Origin of the sequence: Streptomyces sp. NPDC012637 (genome assembly GCF_042954805.1) — a bacterium.
In the GTDB taxonomy this organism is placed as follows: domain Bacteria; phylum Actinomycetota; class Actinomycetes; order Streptomycetales; family Streptomycetaceae; genus Streptomyces.
Genome location: NZ_JBIBDS010000002.1, coordinates 915,466 through 933,287, shown reverse-complemented (window position 1 = coordinate 933,287; position 17,822 = coordinate 915,466). Strand labels below are relative to the sequence as shown.

Annotated in this window: 19 protein-coding genes and 1 tRNA gene; 10 read left to right on the top strand and 10 right to left on the bottom strand. The window is 73.9% G+C overall.

Annotated features, from left to right (window positions below; genetic code table 11):
- Positions 1-4 precede the first annotated feature (4 nt).
- On the top strand, positions 5-532 hold the full coding sequence (locus ACFY8W_RS12460) for a hypothetical protein (protein ID WP_391103571.1): 528 nt from the start codon (positions 5-7) through the stop codon (positions 530-532).
- A gap of 116 nt (positions 533-648) precedes the next feature.
- Here ACFY8W_RS12460 and ACFY8W_RS12455 read toward each other — a convergent pair whose 3' ends face one another.
- The 3 genes from ACFY8W_RS12455 to ACFY8W_RS12445 all read right to left on the bottom strand — a co-directional run bounded on the left by ACFY8W_RS12455 (position 649) and on the right by ACFY8W_RS12445 (position 3,152).
- On the bottom strand, positions 649-1,362 hold the full coding sequence (locus ACFY8W_RS12455) for a sugar phosphate nucleotidyltransferase (RefSeq protein ID WP_391103569.1): 714 nt from the start codon (positions 1,360-1,362) through the stop codon (positions 649-651).
- 44 nt (positions 1,363-1,406) lie between these two features.
- Positions 1,407-1,829, bottom strand: a complete 423-nt coding sequence (locus tag ACFY8W_RS12450; RefSeq protein WP_391103566.1) for a hypothetical protein — start codon at positions 1,827-1,829, stop codon at positions 1,407-1,409.
- 225 nt (positions 1,830-2,054) lie between these two features.
- Positions 2,055-3,152, bottom strand: a complete 1,098-nt coding sequence (locus ACFY8W_RS12445; protein ID WP_391103564.1) for a sn-glycerol-3-phosphate ABC transporter ATP-binding protein UgpC — start codon at positions 3,150-3,152, stop codon at positions 2,055-2,057.
- Positions 3,153-3,343: 191 nt separating this feature from the next.
- On the opposite strand from ACFY8W_RS12445, the gene ACFY8W_RS12440 reads away from it, so the two are divergent.
- The 3 genes from ACFY8W_RS12440 to ACFY8W_RS12430 all read left to right on the top strand — a co-directional run bounded on the left by ACFY8W_RS12440 (position 3,344) and on the right by ACFY8W_RS12430 (position 5,675).
- Positions 3,344-3,417, top strand: a tRNA-Thr gene (locus ACFY8W_RS12440).
- Positions 3,418-3,513: 96 nt separating this feature from the next.
- Positions 3,514-5,247, top strand: coding sequence for a right-handed parallel beta-helix repeat-containing protein (locus tag ACFY8W_RS12435; protein ID WP_391103562.1), 1,734 nt, complete (start codon positions 3,514-3,516; stop codon positions 5,245-5,247).
- Positions 5,244-5,675, top strand: coding sequence for a hypothetical protein (locus tag ACFY8W_RS12430; RefSeq protein WP_391103559.1), 432 nt, complete (start codon positions 5,244-5,246; stop codon positions 5,673-5,675). Before ACFY8W_RS12435 ends, ACFY8W_RS12430 begins: the two co-directional genes overlap by 4 nt.
- Positions 5,676-5,936: 261 nt before the next feature.
- Here ACFY8W_RS12430 and ACFY8W_RS12425 read toward each other — a convergent pair whose 3' ends face one another.
- Positions 5,937-7,334 carry an FAD-dependent oxidoreductase gene (locus tag ACFY8W_RS12425; RefSeq protein ID WP_391103557.1) on the bottom strand — a complete coding sequence of 466 codons (1,398 nt, stop codon included), beginning with the start codon at positions 7,332-7,334 and terminating at the stop codon, positions 5,937-5,939.
- Between the two features lie 153 nt (positions 7,335-7,487).
- Here ACFY8W_RS12425 and ACFY8W_RS12420 point away from each other — a divergent pair, with 153 nt between their 5' ends.
- From ACFY8W_RS12420 to ACFY8W_RS12405, 4 genes are read left to right on the top strand one after another with little or no spacing between them, the layout of a single operon-like run.
- The gene (locus tag ACFY8W_RS12420; RefSeq protein ID WP_391103555.1) at positions 7,488-7,889 is read left to right on the top strand and encodes a thioredoxin domain-containing protein; all 402 of its coding nucleotides are present in this window, start codon (positions 7,488-7,490) and stop codon (positions 7,887-7,889) included.
- Positions 7,886-8,782, top strand: coding sequence for an aminoglycoside phosphotransferase family protein (locus ACFY8W_RS12415; protein WP_391103553.1), 897 nt, complete (start codon positions 7,886-7,888; stop codon positions 8,780-8,782). Before ACFY8W_RS12420 ends, ACFY8W_RS12415 begins: the two co-directional genes overlap by 4 nt.
- 19 nt (positions 8,783-8,801) lie before the next feature.
- Positions 8,802-9,284 carry a GNAT family N-acetyltransferase gene (locus ACFY8W_RS12410; RefSeq protein ID WP_391103551.1) on the top strand — a complete coding sequence of 161 codons (483 nt, stop codon included), beginning with the start codon at positions 8,802-8,804 and terminating at the stop codon, positions 9,282-9,284.
- A 9-nt stretch (positions 9,285-9,293) separates the two neighbouring features.
- Positions 9,294-9,629, top strand: a complete 336-nt coding sequence (locus tag ACFY8W_RS12405; protein ID WP_391103549.1) for a hypothetical protein — start codon at positions 9,294-9,296, stop codon at positions 9,627-9,629.
- Positions 9,630-9,643: 14 nt separating this feature from the next.
- Here the strand turns inward: ACFY8W_RS12405 and ACFY8W_RS12400 are convergent, their stop codons facing one another.
- Positions 9,644-10,633: a zinc-binding dehydrogenase gene (locus ACFY8W_RS12400; RefSeq protein WP_391103546.1), complete on the bottom strand. Its 990-nt coding sequence runs from the start codon at positions 10,631-10,633 to the stop codon at positions 9,644-9,646.
- A gap of 70 nt (positions 10,634-10,703) precedes the next feature.
- Positions 10,704-11,897 (bottom strand): NAD(P)-binding protein, encoded by a 1,194-nt coding sequence (locus ACFY8W_RS12395; protein WP_391103543.1) that lies wholly within the window; start codon positions 11,895-11,897, stop codon positions 10,704-10,706.
- Positions 11,898-12,004: 107 nt separating this feature from the next.
- Between ACFY8W_RS12395 and ACFY8W_RS12390 the strand changes: the two genes are divergently transcribed.
- On the top strand, positions 12,005-12,676 hold the full coding sequence (locus ACFY8W_RS12390; RefSeq protein ID WP_391103541.1) for a pentapeptide repeat-containing protein: 672 nt from the start codon (positions 12,005-12,007) through the stop codon (positions 12,674-12,676).
- A gap of 243 nt (positions 12,677-12,919) precedes the next feature.
- Here ACFY8W_RS12390 and ACFY8W_RS12385 read toward each other — a convergent pair whose 3' ends face one another.
- From ACFY8W_RS12385 to ACFY8W_RS12370, 4 genes are all read right to left on the bottom strand, one after another.
- Positions 12,920-13,420, bottom strand: a complete 501-nt coding sequence (locus ACFY8W_RS12385) for a hypothetical protein (RefSeq protein ID WP_391103539.1) — start codon at positions 13,418-13,420, stop codon at positions 12,920-12,922.
- 169 nt (positions 13,421-13,589) lie between these two features.
- Positions 13,590-14,801, bottom strand: a complete 1,212-nt coding sequence (locus ACFY8W_RS12380; RefSeq protein WP_391103905.1) for an FAD-dependent monooxygenase — start codon at positions 14,799-14,801, stop codon at positions 13,590-13,592.
- Positions 14,802-14,990: 189 nt separating this feature from the next.
- Complete coding sequence (locus tag ACFY8W_RS12375) at positions 14,991-15,626, bottom strand: response regulator (RefSeq protein ID WP_391103536.1); 636 nt, start codon at positions 15,624-15,626, stop codon at positions 14,991-14,993.
- Positions 15,623-16,810, bottom strand: coding sequence for a histidine kinase (locus ACFY8W_RS12370; RefSeq protein ID WP_391103535.1), 1,188 nt, complete (start codon positions 16,808-16,810; stop codon positions 15,623-15,625). The genes ACFY8W_RS12375 and ACFY8W_RS12370 overlap by 4 nt, the downstream gene beginning before the upstream one ends.
- 450 nt (positions 16,811-17,260) lie before the next feature.
- Here ACFY8W_RS12370 and ACFY8W_RS12365 point away from each other — a divergent pair, with 450 nt between their 5' ends.
- Positions 17,261-17,812, top strand: a complete 552-nt coding sequence (locus ACFY8W_RS12365; protein ID WP_391103533.1) for a heme-binding protein — start codon at positions 17,261-17,263, stop codon at positions 17,810-17,812.
- Positions 17,813-17,822: the final 10 nt, after the last annotated feature.

The following is a 17,822-nucleotide window of genomic DNA, read 5'->3' as shown; positions in this document are numbered from 1 at the left end:
TCTCATGAACGCGCTCGCCCTCGTCGCCGCCGTCGCCCAGATCCTCGTCGCCACCGCCTTCCTCGGCATCCCGCTGCTGCGCCACCGCTTCGGCGCCGCCGCCAAGGCCGCCGCCGTCGCCGAGCTGCGCCGCCAGGGCATCCGCCCCGAGGTCCTGGAGGAGAACAAGCTCCGCTTCGACGCGAGCGGTCACGAGTGGTGGGCGCCGGGCTCCTTCGCCCTCGTCAACATCGCCGCCGCCACGCTCAACCTGGCCGGCAACCCCTGGGGCACCACCCTCACCTGGGTCTTCTCCTCCATCGCCCTGCTCGCCAACATCGCGATCCTGCAGAGCCAGCTCGGCGCCGTGAAGTCCGTCCAGGCCGCCTTCCGCCGCAAGGGCGACGCCGAGCTCCTCCGCGTCGACGTGCCGGCCTTCCTGAAGGCCGCCGAGGGCGCCTTCCCCGCCTGGACCCGCACCCTCCAGAACGTCCGCCACACGGCCGTCTTCGCGGGCTCCGCGCTGGCCCTGACCGCCGCCGCGCTGGTGTGAGGCCGCGCCGGGCCCACCGCGCCGCGCCGAGGGCCGCGACGCGCGAGAGGGCGGCACCACGATCCGTGGTGCCGCCCTCTCGGCGTTTCGGGGGCCGGGCCCGCGCTTCGCCGGGGCTACGCCTGCGCGGCGAGCTCCTTCGCCGCCTCCGTCAGGTCCTTGGCGGTGTCGATGGCCCGCCAGTACGCGCCCTGGGGCAGCGGGAAGCCCGCCAGACGCCGCTCCCTGGCGAGGCGCGGGAAGGTGGTGCGCTCGTGGTCGCCCCGCTCGGGCAGCAGCTCGGTGAAGGCCGGGGAGAAGACGTACACGCCCGCGTTGATGAGGTACGGGGACGGCGGCGACTCGATGAAGTCGGTGATGTGCCCGAAGGCGTCGGTCTCGACGGCGCCCCACGGGATGCGCGGCCGGGCCAGCGCGAGGGTCGCGGTGGCGTCGCGCTCGGTGTGGAACTCGGCCATCTCGCGCAGCGAGAAGCGGGTCCAGATGTCGCCGTTGGTGGCGTACCAGGGCTTCCCGGGCTCGGGCAGGTGCGCCGCCGCGTACTTGAGGCCGCCGCCGCGGCCCAGCGGCTCGGACTCGACGACCGTGGTCACCTTCAGCGGCAGGTCCGCGGTCTCCAGCCACTCCTGGAGCACCTCGGCGAGATGGCCGCAGGAGACGACGGCGTCCGTGACTCCCTCGGCGGCGAGCCAGGACAGCTGATGGCCGATGATCGGGGTCCCGGTGCCCGGGATCTCGACCATCGGCTTGGGGCGGTCGTCGGTGTACGGGCGCAGCCGCGAGCCCTGGCCGCCCGCCAGGACCACGGCCTGCGTCGGGGAAGAGTGCATACCGGGAACGATATGCGGTGAACGGCAGGCCTACCGGGCCCGGCTCAGGCGGCGTTCATGACGCCGGTCGCGAACGAGGTGTCGCAGACCGGGCGGGAGTAGGACTGGGCACGCGTCGGGCCGAAGCGCTCGACGGCGGCGGCGCCGAGGGCGCGGGCGATGGACATGCAGTGCTGGGCGAGCGAGGGCCGGTTCTCCACCTCACGCTGGAGGTGGGTGAGGGCGACCCCGGGGTCCTTCTCCTGAAGCTCTGCGAGGAGCTGGTCGCGGAGAATATCCTGCGGGGCACGGGACTTGGCCCGGGTGGAGGCATCCGTCGACGAGGCGGTCGACGCGGTCAGCATCTGGGTCCCGTGGCTCTGTCCGGCCCACGGAACGGCGGACACCGCGAGCGTTCCGGAGAGCACCAGGACGACGGGCAGGACGAGGGCGAGAGAGCGGCCGATTCGGCGGGCAGTGTGCGTCACGCAGGCGAGCGTAGCGGCCGGTAGTGATATGGCGACATTTAGTCACTCTCGCGAGGGATGGTTCGAGGCGGCTTTTCGAATCCCGTGTTGACGCAGGGGAGTGGGCGGGTGCCTGTTTGCCCAGTTCTGCCGGGGTTTTCGCCGAGTCGGGGATTCATGCCTCCAGTACGCGAACGGCCCCGCCCCCGCAAGCGGGGTCGGAGCGTCCGGCGTGCGGCGCGAGCGTCAGTCGGAGAGACGCTCGCCCGTGGAGGTCGAGAAGACGTGCAGCTCGGCCGAGCGCGGCACGACGTGCAGCGTGGAGCCCTTGGCCGGGACCTCGCGGCCGCCGACGCGGACCACGACGTCCTTGTCCTCGCCGCCGACGCGGGTGGAGCCGTACACGAAGCCGTCGGAGCCGAGCTCCTCGACCACGTTCACGGTCACGGCCAGGCCGTCCTTGCCGGTCGGGCCCGACACGTCGAAGTGCTCGGGGCGGACGCCGACGGTGACGGTGGTGTCGCCCCTGGCGGCCGCGGCGGCGATGGCCTCGCGGGAGACCGGGACGACGCTCGCGCCGAACTTCACGCCGCCGTCGGTGATCGGGACCTCGATCAGGTTCATGGCCGGGGAGCCGATGAAGCCGGCCACGAAGAGGTTGGCGGGCTTGTCGTACATGTTGCGCGGGGTGTCGACCTGCTGGAGCAGACCGTCCTTGAGGACCGCGACCCGGTCGCCCATGGTGAGGGCCTCGGTCTGGTCGTGCGTCACGTACACCGTCGTGATGCCCAGGCGGCGCTGGAGGCTCGCGATCTGGGTACGGGTCGAGACGCGGAGCTTGGCGTCGAGGTTCGACAGCGGCTCGTCCATGAGGAAGACCTGCGGCTCGCGGACGATGGCGCGGCCCATGGCGACGCGCTGGCGCTGACCGCCGGAGAGCGCCTTCGGCTTGCGGTCCAGGTACTCGGTGAGGTCGAGGATCTTCGCCGCTTCCTCGACCTTGGCGCGGATCTCGCTCTTGTTCACGCCGGCGATCTTGAGCGCGAAGCCCATGTTGTCGGCGACGGTCATGTGCGGGTAGAGCGCGTAGTTCTGGAACACCATGGCGATGTCCCGGTCCTTCGGCGGCAGGTGCGTGACGTCGCGGTCGCCGATGCGGATGGCGCCGGAGGTGACGTCCTCCAGGCCGGCCAGCATGCGCAGCGAGGTCGACTTGCCACAGCCGGAGGGGCCGACGAGGACGAGGAACTCGCCGTCGGCGATCTCGATCTCCAGCTCGTTGACGGAGGGCTTTTCGGCGCCGGGGTAGACCAGGGTCGCCTTGTCGTAGGTGACGGAAGCCATGGTGATGTGTCCCTTCACCGGCAGGAACGTGCCGGACGATCCGAGTAAAGGAAGGATTGAGGTCTAGTCCACCAGGGTGAACTCGAGGTGACGCTACCTGGCGCCGTCGGATCTGTCAGCAGTCCGGGTGCTACGGGATGCGTGAGATTTCCGACCGTGGGCGGGCGGGCGTTCGTTACACTGCACTCGCTGCCTCCTTAGCTCAGCTGGCCAGAGCACCGCTCTTGTAAAGCGGGGGTCGTCGGTTCGAACCCGACAGGGGGCTCTCTGAAACAGCACCAGGTCCAAGGCCCTGTCGTCCGTGCGGGCGGCGGGGCCTCGGTTTTTTGGGGCGTGCGGAGCGGACGGGGGAGGTGCCGCCATGGTCGCGAGGTACCGCGTCTCGCCGCGCGGCGGCATGGGCGCCCACCGGGACATCGCGTCCGCGCTCGCCGCGGCGGCCCGAAGGGGCCGGCCGGCCCGGATCGAGATCGCGCCCGGGCACTACGCGGAGCCGCTCTTCGTCCGGGGCGAGGTCGAGCTGGTCGCGGCGGGCGAGCCGGGTTCGGTCACGGTGGGGCTGCCGCGCGGCACCGTCCTGGAGACGGCCGGGACGGTCCTGGCCCGTGGTCTCGTCCTGGCCTCGCGCGACGCGGACGTCGTCCGCTGCGGCGCGGGCGCGCTCACGCTGGAGCACACGGAGGTACGGGCGCCGGGCGGCGTCTGCGTGCACGCGACGCCCGGCACCGCGGTGACGCTCCGGGACAGCGCCTTCCGGCACGGCCGGGTGCTCTTCGCCGGGGCCGGCGGGCTCGTCGAGCGGTGCCGGTTCACCGACGCCGCGGACAACGCGCTCGCGGCGATCGAGGGCGCCCAGGTGTCCGTCGCGCACAGCCGGTTCGAGCGCAGCCGGATCCACGGCATCCGGGTCAGCGGCGCCCGGGCCCGGGTCACCGGCTGCGAGCTGACCGGCACCGGCAACGCGGCCGTGATGGCCGACGCGCAGGCGGAGCTCGCCGTCGCGGACTGCGTCGTCGAGGCCGGTCACGCGGAGGGCGTCGCGTACATCGAGCAGTCCGTCGGCTCCGTGGACCGCGTCCGCGTCACCGACGCCGAGCACGGCATCGCGGTCGCGAGCGGCTCCGACCCGGTCGTGCGCGGCTGCGCCTTCGTCGGCTGCCGGGACACCGGGATCAACGTACGGACCGCGGGCCGCGGCCGCTTCGAGGACTGCGAGGTCGGCCGGGCCGGCAACGTGGCGGTGCACGTGGGCGAGGGCGGCGCCCCGCGCGTGGACGACTGCCGGATCCTCGGCGGCAACGTGGGCGTGGCCGTCGTCAGCGCCGGCCGGGGCCGCTTCACCGGGCTCCGGGTCGCGGACCTGACGGGAGTCGCGCTGCGGGTCCGGGACGGCGGCAAGGCCGAGTTCGAGCAGGTCCGCGTGGAGCGCTGCCCGACGCACCTGGAGACCCGGGGCGACGGCGGCACGACGGCCGACGTCACCGACGCGGTCTTCCACGACTTCGCGATGTCGGCCGTGGAGGCCCTCGGCCAGTCGAGGGTCACCCTGCGCCGGGTCACCGCCGAACGCGGCACCGTGGGCTTCGGCGTCGCCGAAGAGGCACAGCTGTTCGTGACCGACTGCGGCGCGCGGGCGGTGAGCACGGTGGGGGCCGTGGCCCTCGGGAAGGGCCGGCTCGTCGCCCGCCGTCTCACGGTGGCCGGTTCGGACTCGATCGGACTCCTCGCCAAGGACCACGCCTATCTGGACGTCTCCGGCAGCGAGTTCGCCGACTGCGCGGCGGTGGGCGCGTGGGTCCGGGACGAGGCGGGCGGGCAGCTCGTGGACTGCGCGGTGACCGGGGCGCGCGGGACGGGCGTGCGGCACAACGGGCGGGTGGCGATGCCGTCGCTGCGGACCTCGCTGCCGGTGGAGGAGGCGGAGGAGCCGGCGCAGGCGCCCGCGAACGTCACCTACGTCATGGGCCCGGCCCTCACCATCCACGGGAACGTGATCAACTCCCAGATCGCCGTGGGCAACGAGCGGGTCGAGATGAACCAGCACATCACCAGCCGGCAGCCGACGCAGACCGACGAGGACGGAACTCCCGCATGAACGATCCCCAGCACGGCGTGACGCCTTCCGACGGCTCCGGGACCCCCGGGCTCCACATCCACGGCTCGGTGACCGGTTCGCAGATCGCCGTGGGCAACGAGCAGGTCACCCAGAACCAGATCAACCACACCCCCGCGGCGGTGGCCCCCGGTTACACCGAACTCGCCGACCTCGTGAGGGAGCTGCTGGCGCGGCTGCCCGAGCAGGGCCTCGGCGCGCAGGAGCGCGAGGACACCGAGGCCGCGGCCAACGAGGTCCTCGACACCATCAGCGGCACCGACGAGCCCGAGCCCGGCCGGCTGCGCCGCTCCCTCACCATGCTCCGGGGCGCGCTCGCCCCGGTCGCGACGGGCGTGGCGGCCGGGACGACGGTCGGGGCCCAGGAATGGGCGCTCTCCGCGATCCAGGGACTGACGGGGCTCGGCTGAGACAGGGGGCCGGAGTCCGGGGCCCGGAGCGGGCGGCCTCGGCTGAGGCAGGGCGCCGGGATACCGGAGCCCGGAGCGGCCGGCCTCGGCTGCGGCAGGGGCCCGGAGCCCGGCGCGTCGGAGTGCGGGAGCGGGCGGCCTCGGTCTTCGGTCAGGCAGGAGCCCGAAGACCGGGGCCCGGGACCGCCGCCCGGAGACCGCCGCCCGGCGCCCGGGGCCCGGAGGCCGCCGCCCGGCGCCCGGAGTCCGGAGCGGCCGGGCTCAGCGGCCGCTGAGTCTGTTCGCGAGGACCGCGATGCGGTCCGTCTCGGCCGTGCGGGCGGCGGACTCGCGGCGGTCGGCGCCGCGGAAGGCGGCGTACATGGTCTGGACGCCGAGCCAGCGCAGCGGCTCCGGTTCCCACTTGCGGACGCGGTGGTCGACCCAGGGCAGGGCGGTCAGGTCCGTCGGGCCCGACTGGCCGGAGTCCTGCTGGATGAGGTCGCGCAGGGTGCGGGCGGCCAGGTTGGCGGTGGCGACGCCGGAGCCGACGTAACCGCCCGCCCAGCCGAGCCCGGTGGAGCGGTCGAGGGTGACGGTGGCGCACCAGTCGCGGGGCACGCCGAGGACGCCGGACCAGGCGTGGGCGATGCCGACGCCCGCGAGCTGCGGGAAGAAGCGGATCAGGATCTCGCGCAGCGCCTCGATCGTCCGGGGCTGGGTGCGGCCGTCGTTGTCGGTCTTCGAGCCGTAGCGGTACGGGACGCCCCGGCCGCCGAGCGCGATGCGGCCGTCGGCGGTGCGCTGGGCGTACATGTAGGCGTGCGCCATGTCGCCGAGGGTCTCCAGGCCGTCCCAGCCGATGGCCTCCCACTGGGCGTCGGTGAGGGGTTCGGTGGCGATCATGGAGGAGTTCATGGGGAGCCAGGTGCGGCGCTGGCCCGCGAGCGAGGCGGTGAAGCCCTCGGTGCACCGCAGCACGTAGGGCGCGCGGACGGTGCCGTACGGCGTGACCGCGTGCTTCGGCCTGATCTCCGTCACCGGCGTGGACTCGTGGATGGTGACGCCGAGCGCCTCGACGGCGGCGGCCAGGCCCTTGACCAGCTTCACCGGGTGGAGCCGGGCGCCGTGCGGGGTCCAGGAGGAGCCGACGGCGCCGGTGACCCGGATGCGTTCGGCGGTGTCGCGGGCCCCGTACAGCTCGCGCTCCTTCTCGCCGAAGGCGATCTCGACGGCGTGGAAGTCCTTGAGGCGGGCGAGCTGGGCGGGCGAGGTCGCGACCTCCAGGACGCCGCCGCGGTGGACGTCGGCGTCGATGCCCTCGGCGGCGCAGACGTCGACGACCTCGGTGACGGTGTCGTTCATGGCGTGCTGGAGGCGGACGGCGGCCTCGTGGCCGTGCTGCTTCGCGTAGCGGTCGCGGCCGGCGATGCCGTTGTAGAGCCAGCCGCCGTTGCGGCCGGAGGCGCCGTAGCCGCAGAAGGCGGCCTCCAGGACGGTGATGTTGAGGAAGGGGACGGCCTTCTTGAGGTAGTAGGCGGTCCACAGGCCGGTGTAGCCGCCGCCGACGATGCAGACGTCGGCGGTCGTGTCGCCGGGCAGCGGCTCGCGCGGGGCGGGGGCGCCGTCCTGCGCGTACCAGAACGAGATGCCGCCGTTGACCGTGCCGATCGTGCTCATGTCCATCCCTCTTCCGGGTCCTGCCGGGGCCGTGCGCGGGAGGCTACCGGGGGCCTCGGCTCCGTGGATACGGGTCCTTCGCCGCGGGCTGCCGGGCGGCGGCGCGCCTTGCTTCGGGAGTACGGATTTCGTCGTTCCGGAAGGACTCTCCCCATGCGGGTACGCGGGACCCGGCGCGCCGCCCTCGCGGCGGCCGTCGCGGGTCTCACCGCCCTTGCGGCGGTGGGCTGTTCGCAGGGCGGCGGTGCCTCGGACGCGGCGCTGACGGTGGCGGCGGCGGACCACGCCGACGTGCTCGCCGGGCTGCCGGCGGCGGTGGACGGCGCGGAGATCGTCGTCGGGGAGGCGGAGGCGCCGCACACGGTGACGGTTTTCGTCGATCCGCGGTGCAGCTACTGCGCGAGGTTCGAGGCGGGTTCGGGGGCCTCGCCGAGCGGGCGGCGGCCGGGAAGGTGCGCGACGCCGGTGTCCAGGGCCCGCCCGGCGGACCAGGCCGGCCGCCGCTCCTTGACCCGGCGCTGTTTCGACAGACACGCCCTACTCTCGGTGGGGTGATCGAGATCCCGGAGGCACTGGCGGCGTCGCAGGCGGAGTGCAACGGCGAGGCGGGGCGGGCGTTCATCGCCGGACTGCCCGGCCGGGCCGAGGAGTTCGTGGACCGTTGGGGGCTGCGGCTGACCGGCCCGTCGATGCACGGGGCGGCGTCGCTGGTGCTGCCCGCCGTCCGGGCGGACGGCACGCGGGCCGCGCTCAAGCTCCAGCTCCTGGACGAGGAGACCGAGGGCGAGCCGGTCGCGCTGCGGGCGTGGGCGGGGGACGGGGCCGTGCGCCTCCTCGAACACGACCAGGAGACGGGCACGATGCTCCTGGAACGGGCGGACGAGACCCGTCACCTGTCGGCGCTGGGCGACGCGCGCGAGGCCGTGCGCGTCCTCGCGGACCTGCTGGCCCGCCTGGCCGCCGTCCCCGCGCCGCCGGGCCTGCGGTCCCTGGGGGACGTCGCGGCGCGGATGGTGGCGGAGACGCCGGAGGCGGCCGAGCGGCTGGCGGACCCGGACGACGCGGCGCTCCTGCGGACCTGCGCGGCGGTGGTACGGGAGGTCATGGGCGAGCCCGGCGACCGGCTGCTCCACTGGGACCTGCACTACGACAACGTCCTGGCCTCCGAGCGCGAGCCCTGGCTGGCCATCGACCCGAAGCCGCTCGTCGGCGACCCGGGCTTCGACCTGTTGCCGGCCCTCACCAACCTGTGGGACCCGGACCCGGCCGTGACCTCGTGGCGCTTCGACCTCCTCACCGAGCGCCTGGCCCTGGACCGTGCCCGGGCCAGGGCCTGGACGCTGGCCCGGGTGCTCCAGAACGGCCTGTGGGACGTGGCGGACGGCGAACCGGCCCTGGACCCGGACCAGGTGTCCATCGCGCGGAACCTGTTGGCCAGGCACCCCTGACGGGGTGCACCCTGGCTCCATGATCCGTACCGCCACGCCCGCCGACGTCCCCGTGATCCACCAGCTCGTCCGCGACCTCGCGGAGTACGAGAAGGCCCTCGACGAGGCCCGCGCGACTCCCGAACAGCTCCACGAAGCCCTCTTCGGCGACCGTCCCGCCGCCTACGCCCACATCGCCGAGACCACCGAGGGCGAGGTCGCGGGCTTCGCCCTCTGGTTCCTCAACTTCTCGACGTGGCGCGGCGTCCACGGCATCTACCTGGAGGACCTCTACGTCCGTCCGGAGATGCGCGGCGGCGGCCACGGCAGGGCCCTCCTCGCCGAACTCGCCCGCCTCTGCGTGGAACGCGGATACGAGCGCCTGGAGTGGTCGGTCCTCGACTGGAACAAGCCGTCCATCGACTTCTACGAGTCCCTGGGGGCCCGCCCGCAGGACGAGTGGACGGTGTACCGCCTGACGGACGGGGCCCTGAAGTCGCTGGGCGGGGGCGGGAGAAGGTAGGAAGGGGGCATGGACAAGGACATTCAGCAGCGGTTCGAGCGGATCACGGCCTTCGTCGAGGCGCGGCTCACGCCGCTCTTCGACCCGGAGAACGGGAGCGACCACGGCTTCGGGATGGACGACACCTCCCGTGCGCTGCGGGCGCTGCGCTACACCGTGCAGGCCGCATCGGCGGTGAACGGGCTGCTGGAGAAGCGGGCCTCGGCGCCGGAGCTGCGGCAGGTCGTGGACCAGGCGCTGGAGCACAACTGGGACGTGCTGCGCTCCATCGCCCGGATGTGGGAGGACCACCCCGACTTCCAGAAGGAGTTCAAGGGGCACTCCTGGGACGTGCTCGGGATCTGAGCCCGCGGGGCTCGTCAGGGGACCAGGACCACCTTGCCCGTCGTGCCCCGGGTCTCCAGGGCACGGTGGGCCGCCGCCGCCTCCGCGAGGGGGAAGCGGTGGACCGCCGGGCGGAGGGTGCCGGCGGAGACCGCGGCCAGGGCGGCGAGTTCGAGGTTGCGGACGTCGCCGCCCGCCTTCTGGATCATCGCAGGGCCCAGGACGGACGTCGACGTGATGCCGCGGGCCGTGAGCTCCTCCTCCGTGAAGGTGAGTTCCTCGCCGCCCGACCAGCCGAAGACGACGTGCTGTCCGCCCTCGCCGAGCAGGTCCACCGCGGCACGGGCGGTCGCTCCGCCGACCGAGTCGAACACGACCGTCGCCCTCCTGCCGAGCGAGTCGAGGTACGCGGCGACCTGCTCCGCCCAGTCCGGCGCCGTGTAGTCGACCGCCAGGTCCGCGCCGTTCTCCTTCACCCTGGCGGCCTTCTCCTCGCCGCCCGCCAGGCCGATCACGGTGGCGCCGGCGTTCTTCGCGTACTGCACGAGCAGGGTGCCGATGCCACCCGCCGCGGCCGGGACGATCGCGACCGATTCCGGGCCGAGCTCGGTGAACTGCAGGATCCCGAGGGTCGTGCGGCCCGTGCCGATCATGGCGACCGCCTCCGCCTCGCCGACGTGGTCGGGAAGGGCGTGGAGGCGGCCGGCGTCGGTGACGGCGAGTTCGGCGTAGCCGCCCGGCACCATGCCCAGGTGGGCGACCACCCGCTTGCCGAGCCACGTCGGGTCGGTGCCCTCGCCGAGCGCGTCCACCGTGCCGGCGACCTCGCGGCCGGGGACGGTGGGCAGTTCGGCGGGCGCCGGGAAGGGCCCCGTCCCGCCTTCGCGCAGCACGGTGTCGAGGAGGTGGACGCCGGCCGCGGTCACCCTGACGCGGACCTGGCCGGGGCCCGGTACCGGGTCCGCGACCTGCTCGTACGTCAGGTTCTCGGCCGGGCCGAAGGCGTGGAGGCGGATGGCGTGCATGGCTGGCTCCCCTGGGTCGGTCGGGTCCGTCGGGCCCGGTGATCTCGTGCGGCGGGACCAGCCTCCGACCTCAAGCGTGCTTGAGGTCAAGCGGCTTCGTCCGCAGATCCGCCCGCATCGCGAGCGACACCGCCTCCACCGCGCTCGTGAACGACACCTCCGCGAGCACGCCCGGCGCCGCCACCTGGTCGCCCGCCAGGTACACGCCGTCGCCCCGGTCGATCGCCGGCCGGTCGCGCCAGGTGGTGCCGGGGCGGTCGACCGCGCCCGTACGGCCGTTGGAGACCGCCTCGCGGCGCCACACCGCGCGCTCGCGCCAGTCCGCGAAGCCCAGGTCGAGCAGCCGCTCCGCGTGCGCCACCCCGTCCGCCTTCGCCTCGCCGGGACCGATCGGCAGCTGCGCCTGGATCAGCTCCTCGCCCGCGGGAGCGAGGCTCGGGTCCTGCGTGGTGAAGCGCTCGACCCAGCCGGGCGCGTACAGGTCCGAGATCGCGAACGGATCGCCCTTCCGGCCCGGCCGGCTCCTCAGCGCCAGGTCGAACAGGACCGTACGGCCCGACTCCCACGTCAGCGACGGGTCGCCGAGCAGCCGCGCGGCGGCCGGCAGCGAGGTCGCCACCACCACCGGGCCCGCCCCGCGCGGCAGGTCGCCGAGGCCGTCGACGCGCGACGAGGTCTCGATCCGTACGCCCGTCTCCCACGCGCGCGCCGCCATCCGCTCGATCAGCCTGCCCCAGCCGCCCTTGATGAAGTGCGCCTCCGCCGGCACCGACGCGGCCCGGTGCAGCCGCTCCTGCACGAAGCGGGCCGACAGCGCGCCCGGGTCGTGGTGGTACAGCGCGACACCGCTGTACGAGGCGGCGGCGCGGGCCGCGTCCGGCCCGGCGAGCCGGGTCGCCCAGGTGCGGAAGTCCTCGTCGACCGGCGCCCGGTCCGCCGTGCGGAACGACTGCCGCAGGAAGCCCAGCGGCGGGACGCGGCGCAGCGCGCCCTTGTGGTGGAAGCGCAGCTTCGCCGCCTCCCGGAACGGCAGCGGCGCGAGCTCGCCGAGCAGGCCGCGCTGCTTCAGCCAGGTCCAGTGCGGGCCGCCGTCGTAGATCGCGTGCGGGCCCTCGTTGGTCAGGTACGGGCCTTCGGCGGTACGGGCGCGTCCGCCGAGCGTGTGGTGCGACTCGTACAGGGTCACCTTGGCGCCCGCCTCGGCGGCGGTGACGGCCGCGGTGAGTCCGGCGAAGCCGCCGCCGATGATCGTGATCTTCCGCATCTGTCCGGCTCTCTCGTGTCGGGTTTCACGAAGGGGACGAGCGGCCCGGGCGCGTTCGTGACATCGCCGGCGGGGGACTGTCAGTGGCGTGCGTCACCATGGCCGTCATGGGCACGAGGAAGAAGACGGTCGCGAAGGTGCGCAGGGCCGAGGTCCGCCTGCCTCCGCTGGAGGCGTACGAGGGCGGTCTGGAGCCGGACGGGGACTACGACGGCCTGGAGCTCGCCGGCCTGGACCTGGCCGGAGGGAACGGCGCGGGGGCGCGGTTCCTGGACTGCGCGGTGCGGGACTGCGGGCTCGACGAGGCGCGGCTGAAGTCCGCCCGCTTCCTCGACTCGGTGCTGGAGGGCGTGCGGGGCGTCGGCACCGATCTCGCGGGGGCGCAGCTGCGGGACGTGGAGCTGGTGGACGCGCGGCTGGGCGGGACGCAGCTGCACGGAGCGGTGCTCGAGCGGGTGTGGGTGCGGGGCGGGAAGATCGACTATCTGAACCTGCGGATGGCGGAGCTGCGGGACGTCCTCTTCGAGGGGTGCGTGCTGGGCGAGCCGGACTTCGGGGGCGCGGTCCTGGAGCGGGTGGAGTTCCGGGACTGCGTGGTGACGGGGGCGGACCTCAGCCGGGCGAAGCTGAAGGACGTCGACCTGCGGACCGTCCAGCGGATCGAGATCGCGCGCGGGGTGGACGCCCTGGCGGGCGCGGTGATCTCCACGGCGCAGCTGCTCGACCTGGCGCCGGTGTTCGCGGCGCAGCTGGGGGTGCGGGTGGAAGACCCTTCCTGAGCCGGGGGCTTTCTCGCCGGTCATGCCGGGCCCGCGACGCCCCTGTCCGGCCTGACCGGTGAGACACCTCTAGGTCCTGTCGTCGAACTCCCGTCGTCGTCCCGAGGGCGGCCCTGCGGCGTCAGGTGCGTGCTCTCGGCGTGCCGGGCGCAAGGCCTCGTACGGGACGTACTCGGGCTTGTGCCCGGTGCGGCGAGAGCGCGTGTACGGCGTCGCGGGCAGGCGGGAGGGTGACGACAGGGCCTAGGACACGCGGGGGAAGCGGGCCTGGAGGTCCCAGATCGCGGGGTTGTCCGCCAGGCCCTCGTGCATGTCCGTGAGGTCGGCGATCAGGTCGTGCAGGAAGTCGCGGGCCTCACGGCGCAGTTCGGCGTGGTTGAAGGTGAGCGGCGGCTGGTCGCCCGGCATCCAGTCGGCCTCGACGTCCACCCAGCCGAAGCGGCGCTCGAAGATCATGACGTCGGACGACTCCGTGAAGTCCAGCTCCGCGTACTGGGGCCGGGAGGCCCGGCTGCCGCGCGGGTCGCGGTCGATCTGCTCGACGATGTCGCACAGCGCCCACGCGAAGTCGAGCACCGGCACCCATCCCCAGGCTGTGGACAGCTCCTCGTCCTTCTCCGTGTCCGCGAGGTACACGTCGCCGCAGAAGAGGTCGTGCCGCAGGGTGTGGACGTCCACGGCCCGGTAGTCGGTCTGCGGGGGGTCCGGGAAGCGGCGGGAGAGCGAGTAGCCGATGTCGAGCACGGGTCGATGGTCCCATGCCGCGGCGGTGCCCCTCGCCGGGGCCGGGCTTCCCCGCCCTGACGGGCCTCGCGGGGCCCGCCGGACGCTCCGCCGCGTGCCCGGCCGGACGCTCCGCCGCGTGCCCGGCCGGTTGCCCGCCGCGTGCTCGGCCGGTTTCCCGTCGGGTGCCTCAGCCCCGGTGGACGGCCCTCGCCACCCGCGGGCCCAGCCAGCGCTTGAGGCGGCGCAGCGCCTCCAGCTGCCCGGCGGCGCGGTCGAGGCGGTAGTACAGCTGCGGCGGGACGTGCGGGAGCAGCGGGGAGTGGCGCTGGCCCAGCAGGGCGAACATCTGCGCCGGCTCCAGGCGCATGTAACGGGGCAGGTTCTCGTACCACTGGGCGCTGTAGCGGGCCGCGCTCTGCGCCGAGACCAGCTCCGAGCGCCGCCGCCGGCCGTACGCGGCGAGGGCCGTGGGCACGGGCACCGACGGGTCGCGCAGGGCGGCGGCGAGGGCGAGGGCGTCCTCCAGGGCCAGGGTGGTGCCCGCGCCGATCGAGTAGTGGGTGGTGTGGGCCGCGTCGCCGAGCAGGGCCAGTCTGCCGTGGTGCCAGACCCGGTTGGTGAGGGTGCGGAAGTGCAGCCACTGGGCCGGGGCGCCGTCGCCGTGCTGCTCGCGGCCGATCAGCGGCTCGCCGTCGAGGAGGTCGGAGAACAGCTTCTCCAGCAGGTTCAGGCTGTCGGCCTCGTTCAGCCGGTCGAGCCCGAGGCCCGACCAGGTCTCGGGGCCGCACTCCACCACGCACGTCGACTGCTCGCCGCTGAACCCGTAGGCGTAGCACCAGATCCAGCCGTGCTCGGTCTCCTTGAAGGCGAAGCTGAAGGAGTCGAAGACCTTCGTCGTGCCCAGCCAGACGTAGTGGTTGCGGCCGCTGGTGACCTCGGTGCCGAAGCGGTCCGCGTGCGCCTCGCGCAGCGCGCTGTTCACCCCGTCGGCGGCCACGACGAGGTCGGCGTCCGCGAGCTCGGGAGCGTCGGGGCCGCTCACGGAGTGCTCGTACTCGACCCGTACCCCCAGCTCCCGGGCCCGGTCGGCGAGCAGCGCGAGCATCCGCCGGCGCCCGATGCCGAAGCCCGCGTCGCCGCGGTGGACGGTCCGCTCGTCGCGGACGATCGCCACGCCGTCGGTCCAGGTGACCGATGCGGCGGCGATCGCCTCCGCGGACTCCGGGTCGCCCGCGCGCAGCTTGTCGAGGAGCCCGGCCCAGTACGTGACGCCCCAGCCGTAGGTGGAGCCTTCCGGGTTCCGCTCGTACACGGTGACGTCGTGGGAGGGATCCTGACGCTTCATCAGGATCGAGAAGTAGAGGCCGCCGGGCCCGCCGCCGACGATGGTGATCTTCACGGGTGCTCCCACGAGGACATGACACGGTGCGCTGAAGTGGCAACGCACGGTAGCAGCGCGCGCACCGCCGGAAGCGGAAAGCCGTGCCCGGTCCGCCCGCCCGGGTGAAGCACCCCGCGCCTCGTACCGCCGCGGCAGCGGGCGCCGGTTCGGCAGGCGCTTCGGCAGCGGGCGCCGGCTTCGCGGGCGCTACGGCAGCAGGCGCTGTTCCTTCGCCACCGCCACCGCGCCCGCCCGCGTGTCGACGCCGAGCTTCGCGTAGATCCGGCCCAGGTGGGTCTTGACCGTGGCCTCGCTGATGAACAGGGCGCGGGCGATCTCACGGTTGCCCAGGCCGTGCGCGAGCTGCCCGAGGATGTCGCGCTCCCGGTCGGTCAGGGACGGGCCCGCCGCGCCCCGCATCCGGTCCATCACCCGGCTGGCGACCGGCGGCGACAGCGTCGTACGGCCCTGCGCGGCCGAGTGGATCGCGGCGAACAGCTCCTCCGGGCGCTCGGCCTTCAGGAGGTAGCCGGTCGCGCCCGCCTCGATGGCCCGGGTGATGTCCGCGTCCGTGTCGTACGTGGTGAGGACGAGGACGTGGACTCCGGTCGGCGCGATCCGCCGGGTCGCCTCGACGCCGTCGATGCCGGGACCGAGCTGGAGGTCCATCAGGACCACGTCCGGCCGCAGGTGGGAGGCCATCGCGACGGCCTCCTCACCGCTGCCGGCCTCGCCGACCACCTCGATGTCCGGAGCGCTGCCGAGCAGCGCGAGCAGCCCGGCGCGGACCACCGCGTGGTCGTCGCAGAGCAGGATCCGTACGGGCGCTGCGGGCGCGCTCACTGTCGTACCTCCAGCGGGATCGCGGCCGAGAGCACGGTGCCCTCGCCCGGGGTGGACTCGATCGTCAGCGTGCCGCCCAGCTGCCGGGCGCGCACCCGCATCGCGGGCAGCCCGTGACCGCGCACCCCGGCGTCTTCCCGCGCGGCCGCCGGGTCGAAGCCGCGGCCGTCGTCGGCGACGTCGAGGACGACCTGGTCGTCCAGATAGGTCAGGGTGAGCGCGGCCGAGGCGGCCTCGGCGTGCTCGCGGATGTTGGCGAGGGCGCCCTGCGCGATCCGCAGCAGCGCCGACTGCACCCGGTCCGGCAGCGGCACCGGCGGACCGTCGACCCGGAACACGGCCGACTCGCGGGCCGCGAGCCCGCGCAGGGCCTCCTCAAGGCCGCCGCCCTCGGCGAGGTCGGCCGGCGCGAGGTCGTGCACGAAGCGGCGGGCCTCGGCGAGGTTGCGCTCGGCGATCGACTCGGCCGTACGGACGTGGCGGCGGGCGGTGGCGGGGTCGGCGTCCCAGGTGCGGTCGGCGGCCTGGAGCAGCATCTGCTGGCTGGACAGGCCCTGCGCGAGGGTGTCGTGGATCTCCATGGAGAGCCGCTGCCGCTCGGCCAGGGTGCCCTCGCGGCGCTCGGTCGCGGCCAGCTCGCGGCGCGTGCGGATCAGGTCCTCGATGAGCGTCCGCTGCCGCTCGGCCTGCCGGTCGGCGTGCACGAAGACGGCGGTGGCGATGGCGGCGACGGCCGGCGGGGCGATCACCAGGTTCGGGTCGAAGCCGCCCTCGGACAGCTGCACCTGCGCGGTCACGACGAACACCGTGAGCAGCGTCACCAGGCCGAGCGCGGCGCGCGGCGGAAGCGTGCGCAGGCCCGTGTAGAACAGCGGCACCGCGCACCAGGCGAAGCTCGGCGCGAGCACCACGAGGACCATCCAGACGGCGACGACCGTGCCCAGCCAGGCGATCCGGCGGGGCGTGGCGCGGGTGCCGAGGACGGGGCCGAGGAGGTAGAGGGACGCGAGGGCGCCGGACAGCGCCACGATCCAGGGGCTGCGGTCCTCCCAGGGGTGGCGCAGCAGGAAGCGGGCGAGGGACGCGCCGAGGAGGAGGAAGAAGGCCACGTGCATGACCCGCGCCAGCCAGCGGGCGTCCGGGTCCCGCTCCGGGGTCGTGGCCCGGTCGGTCGTCCGGTCCATCGTTCACCTGCTTCGATCGCTGTCCGGGGGATCCCGCCCGGGAGATCCCGTCCTGAGGCCTGGTCCGCCTGGTCCGTCTGGTCCCGGAGGCCTGGTCCTTGAGATCCCGTCGCGGAGATCTCGTCCCGCAGATCCCGGTCCGGGAGACCTCGTCCTGGGGATGTCCTCCGAGGATCTTCTTCGGGAGGACTCCTCCTGAGGACTCCTCCCGAGGACTCCTCTCGAGGACTCCTCTCGGGGATCCCTTGCCGCCGATCCCTTCCCGAGGATCTGACCTGGGGATACGCGTCCATCCTGGCCCAGGAGGACCAGGGCGGCATCAACCGATCGGCTGACACGCCCGTCATCCACTGTGCGCGCCGGACCGAGCCGGAACGTCGACCGGCGGGCCCCGTTCCCGGGCGGAGGATCGATGCAGAGCGAACGGAACAACCACCTCAGGAGCCCGCAATGAAGAAGAAGTTCCTCCTCGGCACCACCGCCGCCGTCGTCCTCGCGGCCGGTACCTTCGGCGCCGTCTCCGCCAACGCCTCCTCCGCCCCGCAGGCCGCCCCGGTCGCCGCCGTCGCCAAGAAGGCCGACGCGGGCGACGACAACCTGCGCCAGGACACCCACCTGACGATCGAGGCCGCGACGAAGGCCGCGCAGGCCACCCTGAAGGCCGCCGAGAAGGAGAACCAGCGCGTCTCCGTCGCCGTCGTCGACCGCAACGGCAACACCATCGTCACCCTGCGCGGCGACGGCGCCGGCCCGCAGTCGTACGAGTCGGCCGAGCGCAAGGCGTTCACCGCCGTCTCCTGGAACGCCCCGACCTCCGTCCTCGCGGGCCGCCTCGCCCAGGCTCCGAACCTGAAGGACATCCCGGGCACCCTCTTCCTGGCCGGCGGCGCCCCCGTCACCGCGAACGGCGCCCCGATCGCCGGCATCGGCGTGGCCGGCGCGCCCTCCGGCGACCTGGACGAGAAGTTCGCCCAGGCGGGCGTGGCGTCGCTCGACGACTGACGCCCCACGG

What these genes read in the sequence shown, in the direction of transcription:
- ACFY8W_RS12460 (WP_391103571.1), top strand. Translation starts at nt 5, where the DNA reads ATGAACGCGCTCGCCCTCGTCGCCGCCGTCGCCCAGATCCTCGTCGCC.
- ACFY8W_RS12455 (WP_391103569.1), bottom strand. Translation starts at nt 1,362, where the DNA reads ATGCACTCTTCCCCGACGCAGGCCGTGGTCCTGGCGGGCGGCCAGGGC.
- ACFY8W_RS12445 (WP_391103564.1), bottom strand. Translation starts at nt 3,152, where the DNA reads ATGGCTTCCGTCACCTACGACAAGGCGACCCTGGTCTACCCCGGCGCC.
- ACFY8W_RS12435 (WP_391103562.1), top strand. Translation starts at nt 3,514, where the DNA reads ATGGTCGCGAGGTACCGCGTCTCGCCGCGCGGCGGCATGGGCGCCCAC.
- ACFY8W_RS12430 (WP_391103559.1), top strand. Translation starts at nt 5,244, where the DNA reads ATGAACGATCCCCAGCACGGCGTGACGCCTTCCGACGGCTCCGGGACC.
- ACFY8W_RS12425 (WP_391103557.1), bottom strand. Translation starts at nt 7,334, where the DNA reads ATGAGCACGATCGGCACGGTCAACGGCGGCATCTCGTTCTGGTACGCG.
- ACFY8W_RS12420 (WP_391103555.1), top strand. Translation starts at nt 7,488, where the DNA reads ATGCGGGTACGCGGGACCCGGCGCGCCGCCCTCGCGGCGGCCGTCGCG.
- ACFY8W_RS12410 (WP_391103551.1), top strand. Translation starts at nt 8,802, where the DNA reads ATGATCCGTACCGCCACGCCCGCCGACGTCCCCGTGATCCACCAGCTC.
- ACFY8W_RS12405 (WP_391103549.1), top strand. Translation starts at nt 9,294, where the DNA reads ATGGACAAGGACATTCAGCAGCGGTTCGAGCGGATCACGGCCTTCGTC.
- ACFY8W_RS12400 (WP_391103546.1), bottom strand. Translation starts at nt 10,633, where the DNA reads ATGCACGCCATCCGCCTCCACGCCTTCGGCCCGGCCGAGAACCTGACG.
- ACFY8W_RS12395 (WP_391103543.1), bottom strand. Translation starts at nt 11,897, where the DNA reads ATGCGGAAGATCACGATCATCGGCGGCGGCTTCGCCGGACTCACCGCG.
- ACFY8W_RS12390 (WP_391103541.1), top strand. Translation starts at nt 12,005, where the DNA reads ATGGGCACGAGGAAGAAGACGGTCGCGAAGGTGCGCAGGGCCGAGGTC.
- ACFY8W_RS12370 (WP_391103535.1), bottom strand. Translation starts at nt 16,810, where the DNA reads ATGGACCGGACGACCGACCGGGCCACGACCCCGGAGCGGGACCCGGAC.
- ACFY8W_RS12365 (WP_391103533.1), top strand. Translation starts at nt 17,261, where the DNA reads ATGAAGAAGAAGTTCCTCCTCGGCACCACCGCCGCCGTCGTCCTCGCG.